We start from the raw sequence: 20,546 nt of genomic DNA, 5'->3' as shown, positions 1-20,546 counted from the left end.
ACAAACCCTTGACGCAGAAGAAGTTTTCCAACTTTTCCACCGCAGAAATCATGCGCGCGTCTCAGATCAACCCCGAAGGGCAACCCGTTGACGCAACGCCACTTTTAACTCGCTGCACTGCGGCGCCAGACGTGCCGAATGTCCTCACCCTCCACCGAGACATCCACAAGCTGAAAACGAGGTGCTGCGGCCAGTCTTTCGACACCCAAGGCACCAAGACCGGGATGCCCTTCGGCCCCCAGCGCCAGCCCGGCGGTAAAGACATGTAACTCGTCCACCATATCAGCCGCCAGAAGCGACGCCGCCAATTGACCGCCGCCTTCGCAGAACACGCGGGTAAGGCCGGCTTGTCCCAGCGCGGTCATCAAGGAAACGGGGGCAACGCGACCGCCGTGCAATCCGCAGGGGATCAATCGGGCGCCAAGCCCTTCCCATGTGCGCAGCAATTCGGGGGCAGCATTCGGGCCGTGACAGATCCAGACCGGTACCTCTTTCGCGGTTCGGGCCAGCTGGCCCATCAAGGGCAGATCCAGAAACCGAGAGACAATCACGCGCGTCGGCTGGTGCACCGCCCCAAAGCCTCGCACGGTCAATGAAGGATCGTCGGCGCGGGCGGTGCCGCCACCAACCATCACAGCGTCATGGATGTTGCGCAGCCCGTGTACGGCGCGGCGCGCCAGCGGTCCCGTGATCCATTGGCTTTCCCCCGTGGCGGTCGCGATCCGGCCATCAAGGCTCATGGCAAGCTTCAGGGTCAGCCAAGGTCGCCCCTGTTCCACCTTCAGAAAAAACCCGGCGTGATCTTGTGCGGCCTGCTCGGCCAGCACACCTGTCGTCACCTCGATCCCGGCGCCGCGCAACATGTCAAAACCTTGCCCCGCAACGCGCGGGTCGCTGTCGGACACCGATGCCACAACCCGGGTGACACCTGCATCGATCAAGGCACCGGCGCAGGGCGGGGTCTGTCCGTGATGGGCGCAGGGTTCAAGCGTGACATAGGCAGTGGCACCACGCGCCGCCTGCCCGGCCATAGCAAGCGCCTGCGTTTCCGCGTGAGGACGCCCGCCCGGTTGCGTCCAACCGCGCCCGACAATGCGCCCGTCGCGGACAATCACGCAACCGACAGCCGGGTTGGGCCAGCATTTGCCCATCCCACGGCGGCCCAAGCTTAGAGCATGGGCCATATGGTGGGCATCTGTCCGGCTCACTTCTCGGCCGGGGCTTCCGGTACGTCCGGGCGCAATTCGCTGACGAATTTGTCGAAATCATCAGCCGCCTGGAAGTTCTTGTAAACGCTGGCAAACCGCACGTAGGCAACGGTGTCGATCCGGGCAAGCGTTTCCATCACGATCTCACCGATCTGGTGCGAGCTGATGTCGGTTTCGCCCATGCTTTCAAGTCGTCGCACGATCCCAGAAATCATCTGATCAATGCGTTCAGGATCAAGTGGCCGTTTCTGCAGCGCGATCCGGATCGAGCGTTCCAGCTTGTCCCGGTCGAAATCCTCGCGCCGACCGTTGGACTTGATCACTACGAGGTCGCGCAACTGCACACGTTCATAAGTTGTAAAGCGCCCACCACATGCGGGGCAGAAACGTCGGCGGCGAATGGCGACATGGTCTTCGGCCGGCCGGGAATCTTTAACTTGAGTGTCGATATTTCCGCAAAACGGGCAGCGCATTGGCCGTCCCCCCTCGTCTTTTTTCTGCTCTTTGTGCCTGATTGCGGGGTTTGCCCCCACTTATCCACAGCCACTATAGGTCAGTCCCAAAGTTTTGGGTAGTGGTCATTTTCAGCCGCTAGATGGTGACACAACCGAACGTGGCGAAAGGGACTCAGTTCCCAAGCTTCCCCAAAGGGTTGGATTTGGCAAAAGACTAGCCGGCGGCATATGCCAATCCACGTCACCAAATTTGACCCCAAGCGCAATGAGGCCAAGACTTGGCTAAAGCAGGTCAGATCCCGCGTTGCTGCAAATAATCAGGTTTCGAGCTGTCGCCTGATTTCAAAGCCGTCTCGCGCGCCTTCATCCAGGCCACAATTTCATCCGCATCCGGGTCAGTTTCGCGGATCCATTTCAGGCACCATTCCATTTCGCGTTTCAGCGCCTCTGAATCGACGCCTTCCAGTGAACGCTCGGGATCATCCCAACGTGGCCCGCCCAGATAGACCGCGGCGAACATGATCTTGGCCTTTGCAGGAGGCGTGCCCGCGACCAGCAGTGCCTCATAAAACATGCGATGAACTTCTTCCCAGGGCTTGGTCTGGAACGTCTCGAGCTCTTCGTTGCCGACGCCGCAATAGGCGTCGTGCAAGGCGGCTGCCTCTAGGTATTCACGGCTCTGCCTGTCGCCCATGAAAGGCTCGAACAGGGTGGGGATTGAGGCTCCGTCGGTCAGCGTTTTGGGCGGCGCCGTCCAAGTTTGCCCAAACCCGTCGACGAAATCGATCTTGCGCGTGGTTGGCAGAAAAGCGTGCTGGAATTTCTCAACGAAAACAGGGCTACCCGCCATCTCGATCGGTCCCCCGATAAAACGGCAAAGCTTGCCGTCCTTGCCCGGCCCCAGACAAGCGGCGCCGCCAATCTGACCGCGGCTCGACAGATATTCGGGCACACCAAAGCCCACCGCCCCAGCCAAGGCCAGTCCTATGACAACAACAGTGGTGCGATGCGGAAAACCCATGAGCTAACCAACAACCCTTTGTTTCATAATGGCCTTGAGCCTAGCAAACCTGAGCCAACCAGCAAGTAGGAGATTCCAGTCCTATCCCAGATGCGCCACCACCTGACGCGAATGCGGGGCGCTGCGATGCTCAAACAAGTAAATCCCCTGCCAGGTGCCCAAAGCAAGCCGCCCATCAGTTACCGGAATACCAAGCGATACCGGCAGGATTGCGGCCTTGATATGCGCGGGCATGTCGTCTGGCCCTTCATAGGTATGGGTCAGATAGGACATCGATGGGTCGGTCGCAGGTGGAACGAGCTTTTGAAAATAGGCCAGAAGATCGCTTTGCACTTCAGGATCGGCGTTTTCCTGGATCACAAGGCTGGCCGAGGTGTGACGAATGAACAGCGTCAGAAGTCCGGTTCCGCGCACCCAATCGGCGACCTGACCGGTAAATCCATACAGCCCCTGCCCCCGTGTCGAGATTGTGAAGGTCTTTTGCATCAAGAAGGCTTCCCCAAGGTCAAAACCGCCCTAACATCCCTGTCACTCAACGGGCACCGGATCAACGGCCCCAATCAGGGAGACTGCGATAATGAACGACCAATCCCCCCAACGCCGCATGACTGCGGCTGATTTCGACCAGGAACTGCTCGACCTTTACGACTACTACGCGCACGGCAAGATTTCCAAACGCGAATTTCTGGATCGCGCCGGAAAATTCGCCGTGGGTAGCGTAACCGCCTTGACCTTACTCAACATGTTGTCACCCAACTATGCCTTGGCCGAGCAGGTCAGCTTCAACGATCCCGACATATCCCCAGAATATATCACATACCCGTCGCCCAATGGGCACGGTGAGGTGCACGGCTATCTGGTCAAGCCCGCGAATGCCACTGGCCCCCTGCCCGCCGTTGTGGTTGTGCACGAAAACCGAGGGCTGAACCCCTATATCGAGGACGTCGCGCGACGGGTGGCCAAAGCTGGCTTCATCGCTTTGGCACCAGACGGTCTGACTTCGGTCGGCGGCTATCCCGGCAACGACGCCGAAGGACGCGAACTGCAGCGCACTGTAGATGGCGAAAAGCTGATGAACGATTTCTTCGCCGCCTACGAGTTCATGGCAGGCCATGACGACACGACCGGCAAGGTCGGCTGCGTTGGCTTTTGCTATGGCGGAGGTGTGTGCAACGCCCTTGCGGTGGCCTACCCGGAACTGAGCGCTTCGGTGCCGTTTTACGGTCGACAGCCCTCGGCCTCGGATGTGCCACGCATTCAGGCGCCCCTATTGTTGCAATACGCTGAGCTGGATGAACGGATCAACGAAGGCTGGCCCGCCTATGAGGCGGCCCTCAAGGAACATGGCAAAGAATACACCGCGTACATCTATCCCGGCGTGAACCACGGCTTTCACAACGATTCAACGCCCCGCTATGATGAAGCGACAGCGGAATTGGCGTGGGATCGGACAATCGCCTTTTTCAACGAACATCTGTCCTAAGTATCCTTGAGAACGCAGGCGACCTGAGGCAGGTCGCCTGCATTGCTGAACCAGGTCGCTGAGCCATTGTCAGTGACAACCGGCATCTGAGCGACCTGCGCCAGTGTTTCCTGACAGCGGGCCAGGTCCGCGGCGTCCACCTCGATCTCGATCACGGTCGGGGTATCGACCAAGAGCACATCGGTGGCGGCCACGGCTCCGGCAGCGGCAAAAAGCAGGGCGAAAGTGGATAGTGCGGTCTTTTTCATGGACTTGGCCTCCTGTGTGCTCAACGCGGTTGTAACAGACAGGTTCCCCAGAAAAGGTGCAGATCAGCTTTGGGTCTCGCGCAAAATGCAGCAAATTCACCCCGTTATTGCCTAGGCGGTAAACCGTTGACTCCGGGTTCGCCTACTCCGAGTCCCGCCGGGCTAGCACCAGTTTCAAAAGGAGAAACACCCACGGCAGGCCATGCAGGACGAGGTCGAAAATGTCGACAGCACGGCTCAGATCGCCTTGGCCCAACATCTTCAATTTTTCCCAGATATGAGGCTCAGGACGGAAGGGCGCGAGGCCCAGCGTGGCACAGAGAAAGAGCAGGACGGGCCAGTTCAGAGCCTCCAGGATGCGGCGCAGCAAACTCACCGCAAGCGTTCGACATCATCGAAGAAGACGCCATCCGATGTTCCATGCCCGATGACCGCAACCCGGTCGCCACGCTTGACGGCGTCGAAGACCTCGGCAGGCACGAAGCACAGGCGGTCAGACGTCCAGGGCAGCCCCTCCAGCTCGACCCTCCGCCGACATTTCCTGTCACTGTAGCCCGGATCGCGCCGGACCACGAACTCCAGCCGGACGTCTTCGTCTGACACCAACGCCCGTGCAATGGGCCAGCCGAACAGCAGAACGTTGTAGGCGCAGGCCCACATCATCAGTGTCGTCCAGAAGAGCTGGAGGAACAGCCTGTTGGGGCTAACTCCCCTGAAGTAGGTGTTGCTCTCGCGCGTTGCGAACAGGATCCAGCTGATCGCCAGCGCGCAAATGAGACCGACGGGAGTCGCGATATCGCCCATCGCCGCCATCCAGGCCAGCGAAGGCAGGAAGGGATATCCGGCCATATCGAGGAAGGCCGGAACGAAGCCGATGACCATGATGCAGAGGCTGAGCAGGGCGAAAAAACCGCTCAACCAAGCGGGACGGCGGCTCCGGGCGTTTGCCGCGCCCCTCGCCGCCCCGACGCTCATGCCCGGAACAGCCCCATACCCATCTGGTCGATCATCTGCTTCGCCTTGTTCACCGAAGCCTCGACGCAGACGTCATACTCGCGGATCAGGTCGGCGCGGATCAGACGATGGGTCTTCGTCTCACCGTCCATCTCGCGCTCGATCACAGCGCAGACGCGGTACTGGCCGCCTTCGTCGATTGGCTCCGGCGTGATGCGGAACCCTTCGTATTCAAGGGCTTCGGCGGCAGGAGCCTTTGCAGCTTCGCCGCCGCCGAACAGTTTCTTCCAGAGCGACACGGGCTTACTGGTCCAGGAAGGATCGCAGCTTGCGCGAGCGGCTCGGATGCTTGAGCTTGCGCAGCGCCTTGGCCTCGATCTGGCGGATACGTTCGCGGGTCACGCTGAACTGCTGACCGACCTCTTCGAGGGTGTGGTCCGTGTTCATGCCGATGCCGAAGCGCATCCGCAGCACGCGCTCCTCGCGCGGCGTGAGCGAGGAAAGCACCCGCGTGGTCGTCTCCTTGAGGTTTTCCTGAATGGCGCTGTCGAGGGGCAGAACCGCGTTCTTGTCCTCGATGAAATCGCCAAGCTGGCTGTCTTCCTCGTCGCCAATCGGCGTTTCCAGAGAAATTGGCTCTTTGGCGATCTTCATCACCTTGCGAACCTTTTCGAGCGGCATTTGCAGCTTCTCGGCCAGTTCCTCGGGCGTCGGTTCGCGGCCGATCTCGTGCAACATCTGGCGGCCTGTGCGGACCAGCTTGTTGATCGTTTCGATCATGTGCACCGGAATACGGATCGTGCGCGCCTGATCGGCGATGGAGCGGGTGATCGCCTGACGGATCCACCATGTCGCGTAGGTGCTGAACTTGTAGCCACGACGATATTCGAACTTGTCCACGGCCTTCATCAGGCCGATATTGCCTTCCTGAATGAGATCAAGGAATTGCAGACCGCGGTTGGTGTATTTCTTGGCGATCGAGATAACCAGACGCAGGTTCGCCTCGACCATTTCCTTCTTGGCTTGGCGGGCTTCTTTCTCGCCCTTTTGAACCTGACCGACGATCCGGCGGAATTCGCTGATATCGAGACCAACATACTGACCGACCTGCGCCATGTCGGCGCGCAGTTCCTCGACCTTGTCGGTCGAGCGTTCGATAAACATCTGCCAGCCGCGCCCGGACTTTTCGCCCATGCGCTCAAGCCAGTTCGGGTCCAGCTCGTGGCCACGGTATTCCTCGACGAATTCGCGACGGTTGATGCGGGCCTGATCGGCCAGCTTCACCATGGCGCTGTCGATGGACATGATGCGTTTGTTGATGCCGTAAAGCTGGTCAATCAGCGCTTCGATCCGGTTGTTATGCAGGTGAAGTTCATTCACCAGCACAACGATCTCGCCGCGCAGTTTCTGATAACGCTCTTCGTCGCCGGTGCTAAAGCTGTTGTCCTCGTTCAGGGTCGCCGAAATCCGGCTGTCCTGCATCTCGGCCAGTTCTTCATAGTCCTGAGCGATGCGATCCAGCGTTTCCAGAACCCGCGGCTTGAGCGCGGTTTCCATGGCTGCAAGCGACATGTTGGCCTGCTCGTCGTCGTCATCATCGTCGTCTGAGGCGATGGGATTGCCGTCAGCGTCCAGTTCCGGCTGACTGGACTGGTCCTTGGTGGTTTCGACGCCCGAGGTATCGACCACCGGCTCTTCGACATCACCATCTTCGCCCATTTGGCCCGAAAAGGTCGTCTCGAGGTCGATCACATCGCGCAGCAGAATATCTTCGCTAAGAAGTTCCTCGCGCCAGATGGTGATCGCCTGGAAGGTCAGCGGGCTTTCGCACAGCCCAAGAATCATCGTGTTGCGGCCGGCCTCGATGCGCTTGGCAATCGCGATCTCGCCCTCACGCGACAGCAACTCGACGCTGCCCATCTCGCGCAGGTACATGCGTACGGGGTCGTCGGTGCGATCCAACTTTTCCGAGCCACTGCCCGCAAGCGTGATTTCACCCGGTTTCTTGGTTTCGACCAGATCAGTCGTGCCTTTATCGTCGTCTTCGGCTTCTTCGTCGTCTTCGGTGACCTGAATGCCCATCTCCGAAAGCATGGACATCACATCCTCGATCTGGTCCGAACTGACCTGATCGGGCGGCAGCACCGCATTCAACTGATCGTAGGTGATGTAACCACGTTCACGGGCCTCAGCGATCATCTTCTTGACCGCGGCCTGGCTCATGTCGAGGCTGACATCCTCGTCCTGATCCTGGGGCTTGGCGTCGTCGTTATCCTTGGCGGCCATCAGGCTCTCCTCGTCGGGGATTCGGGTCGCAAAGTGATTCGTTAACACGAATCATCAGAACGTTCGAGTGATTCGCGATCCCGTTTACCCTGTTTTCCTTACGGTTTCTTCTGCAAAGCTAGCGCTGCGACTTATCAAATCGAATCTGTGACAGAAGCGAATCAAGTGCGCTGCGTTCGGATTTGTCGATATGGGCGCCATTCGGACCCACATCGAACTCTGCATCATCCTCTTCATTCACGCGTCCAGCCTGCGCGCGTGCTTGCGCAGCTTGGGCCAAACGCCATGTGACAGCCTCATCGGCCAATTCCTCAAGGTCTTCTTCAGCCTCGGACAATTCCGCCTGCCACCCCTGATGCGCGTCCAGTTTGGCCAGCTCTTCGGCCACAGTCATACGCGACAACTCGGCATCGCCGGGGCGGCGAATACAAGGCACCACCTGCAGATGGCGCGCCGATAGCAGGGTTTCAAGGGCTTCGGCGCCAATTGCCTCTTCAGCATTGGCCCGCATCTGGTCCTCAGCTCCAATGCTGCGCAAGATCACGTCCCGAAGCAGCGCGATCTGGCCGTCGCTACAAGGCATCGCTTCCAGCCGGGTGTCGAATTCCGCTGCGATTTCCGGGGCCGAAAGGATGGCGCCCAGCACCACCGCTTCGCGCATCTGCATCTCGGCGCTTTCCCCCCCAAGTACCAGCAAAGAAGACTTGGCCCCCGGCGAGGCCGGAGGCGGCGCGCGCCAATCCCGCTTTTTCCATGTCCCCTGCCCTTGATTGCCAGAGCGTTTGGTGCGGAACAACTCATAGCGCAGTTCCTTGATTTCCTGCCCATAGTGATGGCGCAGAGACGGGTCCTGAATCTTGGCAATTCGGGCACGCAGTTCCTTGTCCAGCGCGGCCTTGCGTTCCGGACTGTCAAAGACCCGCCCTTCGGTTTCCTGCCGCCACAGAAGGCCAACCATGGGCATCGCCGCCTCAAGCACGGCGCGCACTGCATCAGGCCCCTTTTTGCGCAACAGATCGTCGGGATCCTGACCTTCGGGCATTATCGCAAAGCGCAATCCCTTACCGGCCTCAAGCAACGGCAGCGCCAGATCGATCACACGGTAGGCGGCGCGCAGACCCGCCTTGTCGCCATCCAGCGCAATGATCGGCTCATCGCTCAGCCGCCACATCAACTGCAACTGCGGCTCTGTCACCGCCGTTCCCAGCGGCGCGACCGAGGCACCAAACCCTGCCTCGCTCAGCGCGATCACATCCATATAGCCCTCGGCCACGACCAAGGGCTGACCTTTGCCACTGGCCTCACGCGCCGGGCGCAGGTTGTACAGGTTGCGCGACTTGTCGAACAGCGCGGTTTCCGGAGAATTCAGGTACTTGGCGTTATCGTTGGGGTCCATGGCGCGTCCGCCAAAGGCAATCGCCCGCCCCCGCGCGTCCCGGATCGGGAACATGATCCGGTCGCGGAACACATCATAGGGCTCGCGCCCCTTGTCCGAGGCCTTCACAAGCCCGGCACCCAGCATCAGATCAATCGGGACGCCTTTGCCCTTCAGATGTTCGCGCAGGTTCTCCCAACCCGGCGGCGCAAAGCCGATCTCGAACCGCTCAAGCGCGCCCTCGTCCAGACCGCGCTTTTGCAGATAGGCCCGCGCGGCCTCGGCCCCGCCTCGCTTCAACTGCAGCCGGAAGAACTGCACCGCCTGCTCCATAACCTCGACCAAAAGCGTCCGGCGATCGGCCTTTTCCTGCGCCTTGGGGTCCTGTTTTGGAACCTCCATCCCGGCCTCTTGGGCAAGGATTTCAATGGCTTCCATAAAGCCGACATTCTCCGTTTCACGCACAAAGGAAATCGCGTCACCCTTGGCCTGACAACCGAAGCAATAGTAATACCCCTTCCGGTCATCCACATGAAAAGACGCGGACTTTTCCTGATGGAAAGGGCACGGCGCCCATAGGTCGCCTTTGCCCTGATTGGACTTGCGGTTATCCCACATCACTTTGCGCCCGGCCACTTGGGCCATGCTGGTGCGGGTACGCAATTCGTCCAGGAATCCGGGGGGCAAGCTCATGGTGATCTATATTGGCCCTGTACGCGCCCGAGTCCAGAACCCAAACCAATCTGTCCCCAGAGATTTTGCGCGTCCCCAAGCCACGGGCACCCACCCGAGGAGGCGGCCAAAGGCCAACGACGAGATATCAGGCGCGCCGAAAGGCGCCCCTTTTCGATCACGCCCGCCTCACATGGCTTCGCATTGTGTGCGATAGGCGCCTTCAATCTCGCCCAGCTGCGCTTCGGGCACGCTATAGACAAATTCGACCAGCATATCCGCCGCCGTGCGCCCGTATTCCTTGCGCAAGACCCGCTTGGCCTTTCCGGCGCTGTCTCCCGCCCGGCGCGCGTCCACAGCCTTCATCACGACGACAAGTTGCGCATCGCAGTCGGCCACCGCCTCTTGCGCGATCGCTGGTGTCGCAAGCATCAAGGAACAGGCAAAAATCAACGGCAAACGCATCGGAACTCTCCCAATTTGAACAACAGGCTATCTAGCCCGCGTTGCCTTGGGCGGCAACCGATACCATTGCGCTCTCGATCTCGTGTATCAAGGTTTCGGCCATCGAGCGGAACCCGAGAATGACGATCGCCTCGTCACTGTCCCGCATCACCGTCACGTTCACATGCAGGCATTGCGTGCGCGCTACGTCGCCGGGCGCAAAAACAGCGACACGCAGATCCACCGGCACCAGGCGTGCCAAGACCTGATCACCACCCGCGCCCTCCAGGCGAAGCACGGACCAACCGTCCGACTGCGCACTGACTGCCGCGTGGCCCTTCAGCGTTTCGTCAGGCGCCGGGCCCATCAGCATGGCCTGATCCCTGCCGACCCAAAGGCATCGTGCCTGTTGGCCTTGGCTCACTTTTCCGACCTCGGGCCAGTCAAGCCCGTGCGCCTGCTGCAAGGCGGCGCTCAGCGCGGCACGCTGCCCTTTGAAGGGTGAAAGCCATGTCAGGTGCCCCGGATCCACCTCGCTCAGCGTCCACCGCCCATGCGTTTTCGGAAGCAGCCCCGCGCAAGGGCTGAGTGCCATAAGTTCAGCCACGAAGCCGCCCTCCCGCCTGATCAAAAGCCACCGGATCGGTTACTTCGCACAGCGTTTCCACCCCGCGCAGATGATCCACCAGCTTCACCGTATCGCCATGCCGCGCAGGGCCACTGCGCAAAAAGCCAAGCGCCCGCACCTCGTCCAGAGTTGGGGAAAACCCGGTGCTGGTGACATAGCCAAGGTCATTCGCGCGCACCGGCTCGGCCCCCTGTTCAAATAGATGCGCCCCCGCCGGGATCATCTTGATCGCGCCGACAGGGCGCAACCCAACCAGTTGCTCGCGCGATGGGTCCAGCAACCCGGGGCGGGCGGCCATCGCCTTGCCGATGAAATCCTTTTTGGTGCTCAGCATGCGCTGAAAGCCGATATCAAACGCGGTGGTCCGCCCATGGATTTCAGAATGGGTGATATGGCCCTTTTCGATCCGCAAAACGTTCAGCGCCTCCATCCCATAGGCGCCGCCCTGCATCGCCTCGGCCCGTGCGACAAGCGTGCGGAACAGGCTGTCGCCATAGCGGGCGGGCACAGCGATCTCATAGGCATGCTCCCCCGAGAAGGAGATCCGGAACAGACGCCCCGCCACGCCCATCACCGACACCGCGCCGCAGGCCATGAAGGGCAAGCCCTCATCGTCGATGGCGCGGTCCAGCACGCCGTTCAGCAGGTCGCGCGATTTCGGGCCGGCGACGGCAAATTGCGCCCATTGCTCCGTGGCCGAGGTAAACCGGACGTCCATCCCGGCGCAAAACGCCTGTTTGACCCAATCCAGATGCCGCATGACCAAACCCGCCGCAGCGGTGGTCGTTGTCATGACCCAGTGGTTTTCACTCAACCGCGCGGTGGTGCCGTCGTCCATGACATACCCATCTTCGCGCAGCATCAGGCCATAGCGGACCCGGCCTACCTTGAGCGTGCTGAACATATTGGCATAGACGAAATCGAGGAACGGGCCGACATCCGCGCCAAACAGTTCGATCTTGCCCAGCGTCGAGACATCGCAAACGCCCACCGCCTCGCGCACCATGCGCACCTCACGGTCACAGCTTTGCCGCCATGTGGTTTCGCCCGGTCGCGGAAAGTAGGATGGCCGATACCAAAGCCCGGCCTCGACCATCGGCGCGCCTTTTTCGACGCTGGCCTTATGCGAGGTGGTGAACCGCTGCGGCGCAAAGCCCTTGCCCTGCGCCCCGGCCCCCATCGCGGCAATTGCAACGGGCGTGTAGGGCGGGCGGAACGTCGTCGTGCCGGTTTCGGGAATATCGCGCCCGGTTGCATCGGCCAGAATGGCCAAAGCCGAAACGTTGGAATTCTTGCCCTGATCCGTCGCCATACCCTGCGTGGTATAGCGCTTCATATGCTCGACCGAGCGGAAGTTTTCCGTCGCCGCCTGCTTGATATCCTTGACCGTCACGTCGTTCTGGCAATCCAGCCAGGCGCGCGCCTTTCCCGCAACCGCCCAAAGCCGTCTTATACGATAGGGCGTATCCTCGGCCTCGGGGATGTCAGGCAAATCGCCCTTGCGGCCCAGCGCCCGCGCGGCCTCCAACCCGGTTTCGGCACCCTGTTGCAGACAGAGCGCCGTTGAAAACGATCCGCGCGCCGCCCCCGCCACCGTCATGCCCGGCACCATTCCATCCCGAGGCACGAAGCTCAGGATATCGTCGTTCCACACCGGTCGGCCGTTCATGTGGCAAGCCAGATGCACCGAGGGGTTCCACCCCCCTGAAACGCCCAGCGCCTGAACCGAGAGCCGTTCTTCGCGACCGTTCGGCAGGCGCAGCGCGACCCCTTCCAGACCTTGCCGCCCAAGCCCGCGCGTCACCTGTGCGCCGGGGTAGAACGGTACGTCCCCGGCAAGGTTTTCGGCGTCATGGCGGCTGTCGATCAGACCAACCACATGCATGCCCGCCTCGGCCAAGTCGCGCGCCGTGCGATGCGCATCGTCGTTGTTTCCAAAGACCGCGACGGTCTTGCCAGCCACCACGCCCCAGCGGTTCAGATAGGCCCGCATCGCCCCCGCCATCATGATGCCGGGGCGATCATTGTCCTGAAAGGCGACATGCCGCTCCAATGCGCCAGCGCAAAGCACCGCGCGCTTGGCGACGATCCGCCAGAAGGTTTCCAACGGGCGCTGCCCCGGCGCCGCAAGGTGGTGCGAGACCCGCTGCAAGGCGCCATAGGTTCCCTGATCATAGGCCCCGGTGACCGAGGTGCGCGTCATGATGCGTACATTTTCCATCGCCGCCAGCTCTGCGCCGATCTCTTCGGCCCAAAGATGCGCGGGAATGCCGTCCACCTCTTCCTCTTCGTTCAACAGACGCCCGCCAAGCTGCAGGCCTTCATCGCACAAAACCACATCGGCCCCGGCGCGCCCTGCGGCCAAAGCAGCCATCAGGCCTGTCGCGCCCCCACCGATGACCAGTACATCGCAAAAAGCATAGGCCCGGTCATACCGCTCTTCCACCGGAGCGCCCGACAGCGCGCCCAGTCCGGCCGCGCGACGAATGATCGGCTCGTAAACCTTTTCCCAAAAGGCTTTGGGCCACATGAAGGTCTTGTAATAAAACCCTGCCCCAAAGAATGGCGCGGCCAGATCGTTCACACCCAGCAGATCAAAACCAAGCGACGGCCAGCGGTTCTGGCTGCGCGCCTCCAGCCCCTCGTAAAGTTCCTGCACCGTGGCGCGGGTGTTGGGGTCGGCCCGCGCGCCGCTGCGCACCGTGACCAAGGCGTTGGGTTCTTCCGACCCGGCCGTCAACACGCCGCGTGGACGGTGGTACTTGAAACTGCGCCCGATCAGCCGCTGCCCTTCGCCCATCAGCGCCGAGGCCAACGTATCCCCGGCAAATCCTTGATAGCTGCGCCCGTCAAAGCGAAAGCCCAGAGGGCGGCTCCGGTCAATCCGCCCCTTGCCGTCAATCCGCATCGCTCGCCTCCACCAATTCGGCGCCAAACACCTCGTGGGTCAGGGTATCACGGTCCACCACCATCCACGCACCGCAGCCGGCCTCGTGATACCAAAGATCCTGGGTACGCCCTGCCGGGTTGTCGCGCAGGTGCAGATAGGCATGCCATTCCTCCGCCGAAGCTTCGGCTTCCGGGCGCGCCAACAGGCTTGCCGCGCCCTGATAATAAAACTCGCGCCGGTCCCGCTCGCCGCAGATTGGACAAGGTAATCTCATGCCAGCTTCTTCTCTTTCAAAATACCCAAAGTGCCGCCCTCGCCTTGCGCGTCAGTGCAGATTGTGCTGCGCACCGGTGCCTTCTTCATCCATCAAGCCGCGACCCGTTTCGAAGCGGTCCAGCCGGAACCGCGCTGCCGGTTCGTGGTGTCGATCCTGCGCAATCAGATGGGCAAAACTAAAGCCTGAGCCGGGCACTGCCTTGAAGCCGCCGTAGCACCAGCCGCAGTTCAGATAGAGTCCCTCGACTCCGGTCTTGTCGATGATCGGAGAGCCATCGGGCGACATGTCCATGATCCCGCCCCAGCTGCGCAACAGCCGCGCCTTGCCGATCATCGGCATCAGCGTCATCGCCGCCTCCATCACGTGCTCTTGTCCGGGAAGGTTGCCGCGCGCGGCGTAGGAGGCATAGAAATCCAGATCACCGCCAAAGACCAACCCGCCCTTGTCGGACTGGCTGATATAGAAATGCCCCATGCCGAAGGTCACCACATGGTCGATCACCGGCTTCAGACCTTCAGTCACGAAAGCCTGCAAGACGTGGCTTTCGATCGGCAGCCGCATCCCCGCCATCCCGGCCACAAGCCCCGAGCGTCCAGCCACGACAATCCCGACCTTCTTGGCGCGGATCGCCCCGCGCGAGGTCTGAACGCCGGTCACGCAGCCGCTTTCGATATCGATGCCGGTCACTTCGCAGTTCTGGATCAGGTCCACGCCGCGCTGGTCTGCCCCGCGCGCATAGCCCCAGGCCACCGCATCGTGCCGGGCCGTGCCGCCGCGCGGATGGTAGAGACCGCCGTAAATCGGGAAGCGGATGTTGTCATGATCAAGATAGGGCAGCAGTTTGCGCACGCCCTCACGGTCCAGCAAGATCGCGTCGTCGCCTTGGTTGACCATGGCATTGCCGCGCCGCGCCGCCGCATCGCGCGCGCCGTCCGAGTGGAACAGGTTGATGATCCCGCGTTGGGAATGCATCACGTTGTAATTCAGCTCCTGCTCCATCCCCTCCCACAGTTTCAGCGAATGGGAATAGAATTCAGAGTTGCCCGGCAGACCGTAGTTGGCGCGCACGATGGTGGTGTTCCGCCCCACGTTGCCGCCGCCAAGATACCCCTTTTCCAGCACGGCAACATTGGTCAGCCCATGTTCCTTGGCCAGATAAAAGGCCGTGGCAAGACCATGGCCGCCACCGCCAATGATGACGATGTCGTATTCATCCTTTGGCGACGGGTCACGCCAGTGCGGGGTCCAGCCTTTGTTGCCGGTCAACCCTTCCTTGAGAACCCGGAGCCCCGAGAAACGCATCGCCACCTCCAAGAAAAAACAGGGCCAGTGAACCAGCCCTGTTCAGAAGTATCAATGCAATCCGTCCGGTGCCCCCGTTGTTTTCGACAAACTCCGGTCCGTCCGCGACAGCCGCGGCGTCAGGCGTCGCTCCAGACGATCTTGGGAGCAAAGCGCGGACGCGTGAACCCGAAGTTGTAGAACAGGTTTGCCGTGTTCAAACCCGGCACCACGAAGGGCGGCCGATATTCGGTCTGCGTCTCAACCACGATGATGCGCTCGTTGTTCAGCATGTTCGGCAGATTGGCGGACAGGTTTGTCAGATCGCTGCCGGTCATGGCCTCAAAGCCACCGCGGGTCTGCGACCATTCCACCTGATAGCCGCCACCGGCATCGGTGTATCGCACCAGCGTCACACGCAGCGAGTAAGGCCCCGCCGAGCGCGTCAGGTAGGACAGCAGATCCACCATGCCATCAAGATAGGCATCGTCGATCGGGGCGGTCTCACGCGACAGGGCGTCCGAGATCGTATAGGCGGCCTTGATGTTCAGGCTCTTGTATCGAAAGGCATCGTGCAGCGAAAAGGTCGCGGCCAGAATTGTCATGATCAGAGGCAGCCAAAGCAGGGACTCGATGGTGACATTGCCCGCCTCGTCACGGCGAAAGCTGTTCAGTCGGGAAAGAAGCTGTTTCAACATCGGTCTTACCTCGGTTCCTGGACGAAGGCGGAGGTCACGACCATCTGGGCGTATCCTTCGGCGTCCTTGTTGAGTTTTTTGCCAAGCGACGTGGTCGGCAGCATCGGCTTGTACTTCAGGCAGGCGCGCACCAGCATCAGCTCGTTGTCCTGCCCGGGCACAAAGTTACGCACCGGATGCGGGTCCTGAACTGCGTTCTGGCAATCAGCATCCACAGGTGCCGACGTGAAATCACGGGGGTCGACCTGAACCATTTCCAGACGCAGGTTGTTGGCGCAATCGTCGAGGATCGTGGCCTTTTCGCAAATCATGCCGCGCACCTCTTCGTAGGTCGGGATATGGCCCGTGCTCAGACGGATTTCCCGGGTCGCGAGGTCAACACCGCGTTCAAGCATGGCGTGTCGAAGGTTCATGTAGGCGATCTCGACACCGGCTGCGAGCAACAGGAAGAAGACCGTGAAGTAGACAGCGAACTCGACCGTCGCGTTGCCGTCCTCTTCGCTGCGGAAACGTCGGGCCAGGTTATGGAAACGTGACATCATCATTGGATCAGCCTCAGGTTGTTGATCTGGCGGGCAACCGCGTCGAATGCTTCGGCAATTTCGTCGCCTTGGACGTGGAAGTGGTGACTGGGCGAGGAAGCACAGGCCAACATGTCGGCAGCAGCAGCGGCGTTGGTTTCAAAGGCGATGGTGAAGACAGTCACACCCTTGGATTTGGCCAGTTCACACTGTTGCATCAGGTCGCTGACGTTGGTCGACGTGTTCGACATTTTGTAAGAGCTTCCAGACCCTTGGTTCTGCAACTCGACCTCACCGTTGATCGCGGCACGCGGATCTGTCGGGCGATACTGGTCGGTGGTCTGACCGTCGGTCATGATGACCACGTATTTCTCGGTCTCCGGGTCGTTCCAGTCGATCGGGCGGCCTTCAAAGCTGGGGTCTACGAGCCCGGCCTCGATCAGATAGCCCATCTCATCGCGGTTGTTCGGGTCGAGAAGTGCCAAGCCATATTTCAAGCCGTACTGGATACCGGTGCCGTCATGCAGACGCAGGCCGCCAATGAAATCCACCAGGTGTTGACGATCGGAAGAATAATACTGCACCGCTTCGTTTTCGCTCGGGCACCAGCCCCAGTCCATCGTTTCGCGGTCGATGTCCCAGTACATGAAATGCGGAACATAATCGTCGGATTTTGGCATCTCTGTCGTGGCGAACTCGTCGTCGTAGATCTCGATGCAGGAACCCGGCATGTTGATATTTTGATCCGAGTCCGCGCCGTCCGCCACAGGTTCTTCGACAGTGGTTTCGGTCACCGGCGGGTTCGGCGATTCGTAGAACTGCGCCCAGTATTCGAAATTCACTTGGCTGTACGAGAAGGTTCCGCCGGGACGCTTACCCCTGTGCTTCGTCGGGCCAAGATCACTTTCCGCGCCGTTCTGGTCGCCCTTGACCTGGAAGTACCGTGTCGGGTTTTCCTGCCGCGAGCCACCTTTTACAGAGGCACCAAGGAACTGATCTGCGTGCGTCAGCTTGTTGTCCTGGCTAAAGAGATAGGCCACAGCCCCACGAAAGAACATATCTGCGTCGCGCTGTGCATCGGTTGGGAAGTTATTGATCTTGTGGGCAATATCGTAGATGCCGTCGCCATCCGTGTCGAAATAGAACACCATGTCTTCGATCGGTTGGCTCCACTTGTCGAAATAGCCGCCGGAAGACGTTGCGGTCGCGCCACCGCCGCAGCTTGGATCAGCGGCACCTTCTTCGGCATTTTCGGCGTTGTTGTTGCAAAGCGAGTTGCCGGGCGCGTCCTGATCGCCGTTGCCCCAACCGTTGTTCTCGTGCTTGATCTTCGGACGCTTGCCACGGAAGTAGTCGAACAGGATGTCGCCAGGGTTCACATGGCCGGCATAGGGAACGACGCTGAGCGTGGTCACACCGTTGGTGTCTTCGGACATGACCTTGTTCACAAATGCCTGCGCTGCGGGGCGCATCCGGTCCATCCGCTGGTTAAAGCGCATCGACCCGGAGATATCGAGCACCATGGAAATCTCGACGTTCGAGATTTTTTCCTCAGCGGCGCTGATCGCCGGAGCGGTCAAGGTATCGAAACCGGACATATGCAGGAAGATGGTGTCCATGACCCCGGTGCCCGATGCGGTCACCGTCCGCGCATTCGCGGCCTGTTCGACCGTCACATTCGCGACGACCCCCGCCAGTCCCGATTTGTTCATGTAGTCATTGACCACCAGAACCGGGTCTTGTTTCTGATCCAGGTCTGCCGCCGCCAGAACCGCGCGGTCCATGGAGCTCTGCATCTTGGTACGGGTGGCTTCAAAACGCATGATGTCCACCGATGCGCCCGTGATGATGAGCACCAGAATTACCATGAAGACCGAGAAGATCGTTACGTTGCCCTCTTCGTCCCGAACGAAGGCGTCGATTGTATCCATTGAACGTTTCATGCCGTGCATTCCTTGCATTCGTCCCCTCACTCGCTGCGGGGTTGAAAAGGTTAATGCTTGGTGAATCGGACAAGATTGGGGCAACTTTGCGCCCGAGTTGGCGCGATTTAACGGCTTTGGACGGTTCAAGGGTTAACCTAACGTCATTTACATATATGCGGGTGACTAGGGGGCCTACGCTTTCGAATAGGCCGCTCTGTTTTTGGAATACCGCGCTCATTGGATCAGCCTCAGGTTATTGATCTGGCGGGCAATGGTGTCGAAAGCCTCGGCAATCTCCTCACCCTGAACATGGAAGAAGTGACTTTCCGACGATGCACAGGAGCGCATTTCCGCAGCTGCGCTTTCGCTTGTCTCGAAAGCTATCGTAAAGACGGTCACTCCCAATTCCTTGGCAAGGTCACATTGCTTGTGTAGGTTTTCGACATTGTGCGAGGCGTTGGAGATTTTCTCGTAGGTGCCACTCCCCTGAGTTTGCAGGGCAACTTCGCCATTGATTGCAGCCTTGGGATCAAGCGGACGGTATTGTTCGGTGACATTGCCATCCGTCATCATCACGATGTACTTTTCCGTCTCAGGATCCTGCCAATTGATTGGACGGCCCTCGAATTGCGGTGCGACAAGCCCTTCGGCAATCATGTGGCTGACGGCTTCCCGGGTATCGGGGTTAAGCAATGACAGCGCATATTTCATGCCATATTGCGCGCCTGTACCGTCATGCATCCGCATATCTTCGATAAAGGTCTTCAATTGCTCCGCATCCGAGGAATAGTATTGAACGGCTGTGTCTTCACCCGGGCACCAGCCCCAATCCATGACGCTTGCTTCATATGGCCAGTAATTGAAGTGTGGCACGTAATCGGAGGACAACGGCATTGCACTGGTGTTGAATTCGTCGTCGTAAATCTCAATGCATGACCCCGGCATGTTCACGTTGACCTCTTCCGGAGCGGGCGCGGCAGAGTCGTACAGGGCCAGGTTTGGGGACACATAGGACTGTTCCCAATGCGCATAGTCGATCGAGCTGTACTGAAAGGTTGCACCGGGGATGTTGCCGGTGTTCTTGGTTGGGCCAAGATCCGACGCCGGACCGTTCTGATCGCCCTTGACCTGAAAATAACGGTTCTTTTCGTGGCCACCCCTGATCGAGATACCAAGGAATTGTGCGGGATCGGTAATCTCAGTGTCCGCCGCCACGGCATAGGCCACAGCACCGCGGAAGAAGTCATCTGCATCCCGTGGGGCGTCCGCCGGGAAACCTTCGATCTTGTGGGCACGATCATAGATGTCGTCGCCGTCCGTATCGAAATAGATCACGATATTCGAAATCGCATCGGCCCAAGGGTCGAAAAATCCATCGGCGGTTGGCAGCACGTAGGGCGCAGTCTCCCCTGAACTGCAGGAGGGATCGGCCGCGCCTTCGTCGGCATTCTCGGCATTATTGTTACACAGCGAGCCGCCGGGGGCATCCTGATCGCCGTTGCCCCAACCGTTGTTCTGCTTGATCTTCGGACGTTCGCCGCGGAAATAGTCGAACATGATGTCGCCTGGGTTCACCTGTCCGGCGAAGGGGATCAGGTTCAGCGTTGTCACACCGTGGGTGCCATCGTTCATGACCTTATCGACAAAATCCTTTGCCGCCGGCTTGAGCCGTGTCATCCGGTCATTCCACCGCATGGACCCCGAGATATCGAGCACCATGGAAATTTCCACATTGGTGATCCGCTCATCCGCCGCGCTCAGCGCACCTGCGCGGAGCGAGTCGAAACCCGACATATGCAGAAAGATCGTGTCCAAGTCGGCGGCGCTGGCCGCTGTGACCGTCCGCGAATTGGGCGCGGTCTGGACATCAAGATAGGTCAGGTGATCTGTCAGACCGGCCTTGGCCACATAATCCAACACGACGCCCGTGGGTTCCTGTAACTGATCAAGGTCAGCGGCGGCCAGCACAGCGCGGTCCAAGGTCGCCTGCATTTTGGTGCGGACGGACTCATTACGCATGATGTCCACCGAAGCGCCGGTGATCATGATGATCAACACCACCATGAAGACCGAAAAAATGGTCATATTGCCGTCTTCTTCCCCCAAGAAGCGCGGGTTAGGCTCGCCAACAAGTTTCATGGCCGGTACTCCCGTTGTTCTTGTTCGCGACCCGAAGAAGG

At 60.0% G+C, this 20,546-nt stretch carries 20 protein-coding genes; 1 reads left to right on the top strand and 19 read right to left on the bottom strand.

Features of this window, described 5'->3' with window-relative positions:
- Nucleotides 1–104 precede the first annotated feature (104 nt).
- The 4 genes from ribD to ACOYQJ_RS19360 all read right to left on the bottom strand — a co-directional run bounded on the left by ribD (nt 105) and on the right by ACOYQJ_RS19360 (nt 3,170).
- Nucleotides 105–1,208: a bifunctional diaminohydroxyphosphoribosylaminopyrimidine deaminase/5-amino-6-(5-phosphoribosylamino)uracil reductase RibD gene (gene ribD / locus ACOYQJ_RS19375; RefSeq protein ID WP_422907653.1), complete on the bottom strand. Its 1,104-nt coding sequence runs from the start codon at nt 1,206–1,208 to the stop codon at nt 105–107.
- Entirely contained in the window at nt 1,205–1,681 is a 477-nt protein-coding gene (gene nrdR / locus ACOYQJ_RS19370; RefSeq protein ID WP_422907652.1) for a transcriptional regulator NrdR, read from the bottom strand. The genes ribD and nrdR overlap by 4 nt, the downstream gene beginning before the upstream one ends.
- A gap of 274 nt (nt 1,682–1,955) precedes the next feature.
- Nucleotides 1,956–2,684, bottom strand: coding sequence for a DUF1353 domain-containing protein (locus ACOYQJ_RS19365; protein WP_422907651.1), 729 nt, complete (start codon nt 2,682–2,684; stop codon nt 1,956–1,958).
- Nucleotides 2,685–2,765: 81 nt separating this feature from the next.
- Entirely contained in the window at nt 2,766–3,170 is a 405-nt protein-coding gene (locus tag ACOYQJ_RS19360; protein ID WP_422907650.1) for a secondary thiamine-phosphate synthase enzyme YjbQ, read from the bottom strand.
- A gap of 91 nt (nt 3,171–3,261) precedes the next feature.
- Between ACOYQJ_RS19360 and yghX the strand changes: the two genes are divergently transcribed.
- Nucleotides 3,262–4,167 (top strand): YghX family hydrolase, encoded by a 906-nt coding sequence (yghX, locus tag ACOYQJ_RS19355; RefSeq protein ID WP_422907649.1) that lies wholly within the window; start codon nt 3,262–3,264, stop codon nt 4,165–4,167.
- Here yghX and ACOYQJ_RS19350 read toward each other — a convergent pair.
- From ACOYQJ_RS19350 to ACOYQJ_RS19280, 15 genes are all read right to left on the bottom strand, one after another.
- Nucleotides 4,164–4,415: a hypothetical protein gene (locus ACOYQJ_RS19350; RefSeq protein WP_422907648.1), complete on the bottom strand. Its 252-nt coding sequence runs from the start codon at nt 4,413–4,415 to the stop codon at nt 4,164–4,166. The genes yghX and ACOYQJ_RS19350 overlap by 4 nt on opposite strands.
- Before the next feature lie 142 nt (nt 4,416–4,557).
- Complete coding sequence (locus ACOYQJ_RS19345) at nt 4,558–4,785, bottom strand: RND transporter (protein ID WP_422907647.1); 228 nt, start codon at nt 4,783–4,785, stop codon at nt 4,558–4,560.
- 2 nt (nt 4,786–4,787) lie between these two features.
- Complete coding sequence (locus ACOYQJ_RS19340) at nt 4,788–5,390, bottom strand: hypothetical protein (protein WP_422907646.1); 603 nt, start codon at nt 5,388–5,390, stop codon at nt 4,788–4,790.
- Nucleotides 5,387–5,668, bottom strand: coding sequence for an HlyU family transcriptional regulator (locus ACOYQJ_RS19335; protein ID WP_422907645.1), 282 nt, complete (start codon nt 5,666–5,668; stop codon nt 5,387–5,389). Before ACOYQJ_RS19335 ends, ACOYQJ_RS19340 begins: the two co-directional genes overlap by 4 nt.
- A gap of 4 nt (nt 5,669–5,672) precedes the next feature.
- A complete protein-coding gene (rpoD, locus tag ACOYQJ_RS19330) occupies nt 5,673–7,655 on the bottom strand; it encodes an RNA polymerase sigma factor RpoD (RefSeq protein ID WP_422907644.1) in 1,983 nt (660 codons plus the stop codon).
- A gap of 118 nt (nt 7,656–7,773) precedes the next feature.
- Nucleotides 7,774–9,723, bottom strand: a complete 1,950-nt coding sequence (gene dnaG / locus ACOYQJ_RS19325; protein WP_422907643.1) for a DNA primase — start codon at nt 9,721–9,723, stop codon at nt 7,774–7,776.
- Between the two features lie 168 nt (nt 9,724–9,891).
- Nucleotides 9,892–10,167, bottom strand: a complete 276-nt coding sequence (locus ACOYQJ_RS19320) for a hypothetical protein (RefSeq protein ID WP_422907642.1) — start codon at nt 10,165–10,167, stop codon at nt 9,892–9,894.
- A 31-nt stretch (nt 10,168–10,198) separates the two neighbouring features.
- A complete protein-coding gene (locus tag ACOYQJ_RS19315; protein WP_422907641.1) occupies nt 10,199–10,753 on the bottom strand; it encodes a sarcosine oxidase subunit gamma in 555 nt (184 codons plus the stop codon).
- Nucleotides 10,746–13,682, bottom strand: a complete 2,937-nt coding sequence (locus tag ACOYQJ_RS19310) for a sarcosine oxidase subunit alpha family protein (RefSeq protein WP_422907640.1) — start codon at nt 13,680–13,682, stop codon at nt 10,746–10,748. The genes ACOYQJ_RS19315 and ACOYQJ_RS19310 overlap by 8 nt, the downstream gene beginning before the upstream one ends.
- Nucleotides 13,672–13,938: a sarcosine oxidase subunit delta gene (locus ACOYQJ_RS19305; RefSeq protein ID WP_422907639.1), complete on the bottom strand. Its 267-nt coding sequence runs from the start codon at nt 13,936–13,938 to the stop codon at nt 13,672–13,674. Before ACOYQJ_RS19305 ends, ACOYQJ_RS19310 begins: the two co-directional genes overlap by 11 nt.
- Nucleotides 13,939–13,989: 51 nt before the next feature.
- The gene (locus tag ACOYQJ_RS19300) at nt 13,990–15,243 is read right to left on the bottom strand and encodes a sarcosine oxidase subunit beta family protein (RefSeq protein ID WP_422907638.1); all 1,254 of its coding nucleotides are present in this window, start codon (nt 15,241–15,243) and stop codon (nt 13,990–13,992) included.
- Nucleotides 15,244–15,362: 119 nt separating this feature from the next.
- Nucleotides 15,363–15,920, bottom strand: coding sequence for a TadE/TadG family type IV pilus assembly protein (locus tag ACOYQJ_RS19295; RefSeq protein WP_422907637.1), 558 nt, complete (start codon nt 15,918–15,920; stop codon nt 15,363–15,365).
- A gap of 5 nt (nt 15,921–15,925) precedes the next feature.
- A complete protein-coding gene (locus ACOYQJ_RS19290) occupies nt 15,926–16,465 on the bottom strand; it encodes a TadE/TadG family type IV pilus assembly protein (RefSeq protein ID WP_422907636.1) in 540 nt (179 codons plus the stop codon).
- Entirely contained in the window at nt 16,462–18,384 is a 1,923-nt protein-coding gene (locus ACOYQJ_RS19285; protein WP_422907635.1) for a pilus assembly protein TadG-related protein, read from the bottom strand. Before ACOYQJ_RS19285 ends, ACOYQJ_RS19290 begins: the two co-directional genes overlap by 4 nt.
- 216 nt (nt 18,385–18,600) lie before the next feature.
- Complete coding sequence (locus ACOYQJ_RS19280; protein ID WP_422907634.1) at nt 18,601–20,505, bottom strand: TadE/TadG family type IV pilus assembly protein; 1,905 nt, start codon at nt 20,503–20,505, stop codon at nt 18,601–18,603.
- Nucleotides 20,506–20,546 lie beyond the last annotated feature (41 nt).

The organism is Pacificoceanicola algae, from assembly GCF_049341065.1.
Classification (GTDB): domain Bacteria; phylum Pseudomonadota; class Alphaproteobacteria; order Rhodobacterales; family Rhodobacteraceae; genus Pacificoceanicola.
Note: the sequence above shows the minus strand (reverse complement) of the source record. Positions and strands in the feature narration are given on the sequence as shown.

What these genes read in the sequence shown, in the direction of transcription:
- ACOYQJ_RS19320 (WP_422907642.1), bottom strand. Translation starts at nt 10,167, where the DNA reads ATGCGTTTGCCGTTGATTTTTGCCTGTTCCTTGATGCTTGCGACACCA.
- yghX (WP_422907649.1), top strand. Translation starts at nt 3,262, where the DNA reads ATGAACGACCAATCCCCCCAACGCCGCATGACTGCGGCTGATTTCGAC.
- ACOYQJ_RS19290 (WP_422907636.1), bottom strand. Translation starts at nt 16,465, where the DNA reads ATGATGATGTCACGTTTCCATAACCTGGCCCGACGTTTCCGCAGCGAA.
- ACOYQJ_RS19295 (WP_422907637.1), bottom strand. Translation starts at nt 15,920, where the DNA reads ATGTTGAAACAGCTTCTTTCCCGACTGAACAGCTTTCGCCGTGACGAG.
- ACOYQJ_RS19365 (WP_422907651.1), bottom strand. Translation starts at nt 2,684, where the DNA reads ATGGGTTTTCCGCATCGCACCACTGTTGTTGTCATAGGACTGGCCTTG.
- ACOYQJ_RS19280 (WP_422907634.1), bottom strand. Translation starts at nt 20,505, where the DNA reads ATGAAACTTGTTGGCGAGCCTAACCCGCGCTTCTTGGGGGAAGAAGAC.
- nrdR (WP_422907652.1), bottom strand. Translation starts at nt 1,681, where the DNA reads ATGCGCTGCCCGTTTTGCGGAAATATCGACACTCAAGTTAAAGATTCC.
- ACOYQJ_RS19310 (WP_422907640.1), bottom strand. Translation starts at nt 13,682, where the DNA reads ATGCGGATTGACGGCAAGGGGCGGATTGACCGGAGCCGCCCTCTGGGC.
- ACOYQJ_RS19305 (WP_422907639.1), bottom strand. Translation starts at nt 13,938, where the DNA reads ATGAGATTACCTTGTCCAATCTGCGGCGAGCGGGACCGGCGCGAGTTT.
- ACOYQJ_RS19285 (WP_422907635.1), bottom strand. Translation starts at nt 18,384, where the DNA reads ATGAAACGTTCAATGGATACAATCGACGCCTTCGTTCGGGACGAAGAG.
- dnaG (WP_422907643.1), bottom strand. Translation starts at nt 9,723, where the DNA reads ATGAGCTTGCCCCCCGGATTCCTGGACGAATTGCGTACCCGCACCAGC.
- ACOYQJ_RS19340 (WP_422907646.1), bottom strand. Translation starts at nt 5,390, where the DNA reads ATGAGCGTCGGGGCGGCGAGGGGCGCGGCAAACGCCCGGAGCCGCCGT.
- ACOYQJ_RS19300 (WP_422907638.1), bottom strand. Translation starts at nt 15,243, where the DNA reads ATGCGTTTCTCGGGGCTCCGGGTTCTCAAGGAAGGGTTGACCGGCAAC.
- ACOYQJ_RS19350 (WP_422907648.1), bottom strand. Translation starts at nt 4,415, where the DNA reads ATGAAAAAGACCGCACTATCCACTTTCGCCCTGCTTTTTGCCGCTGCC.
- rpoD (WP_422907644.1), bottom strand. Translation starts at nt 7,655, where the DNA reads ATGGCCGCCAAGGATAACGACGACGCCAAGCCCCAGGATCAGGACGAG.
- ACOYQJ_RS19360 (WP_422907650.1), bottom strand. Translation starts at nt 3,170, where the DNA reads ATGCAAAAGACCTTCACAATCTCGACACGGGGGCAGGGGCTGTATGGA.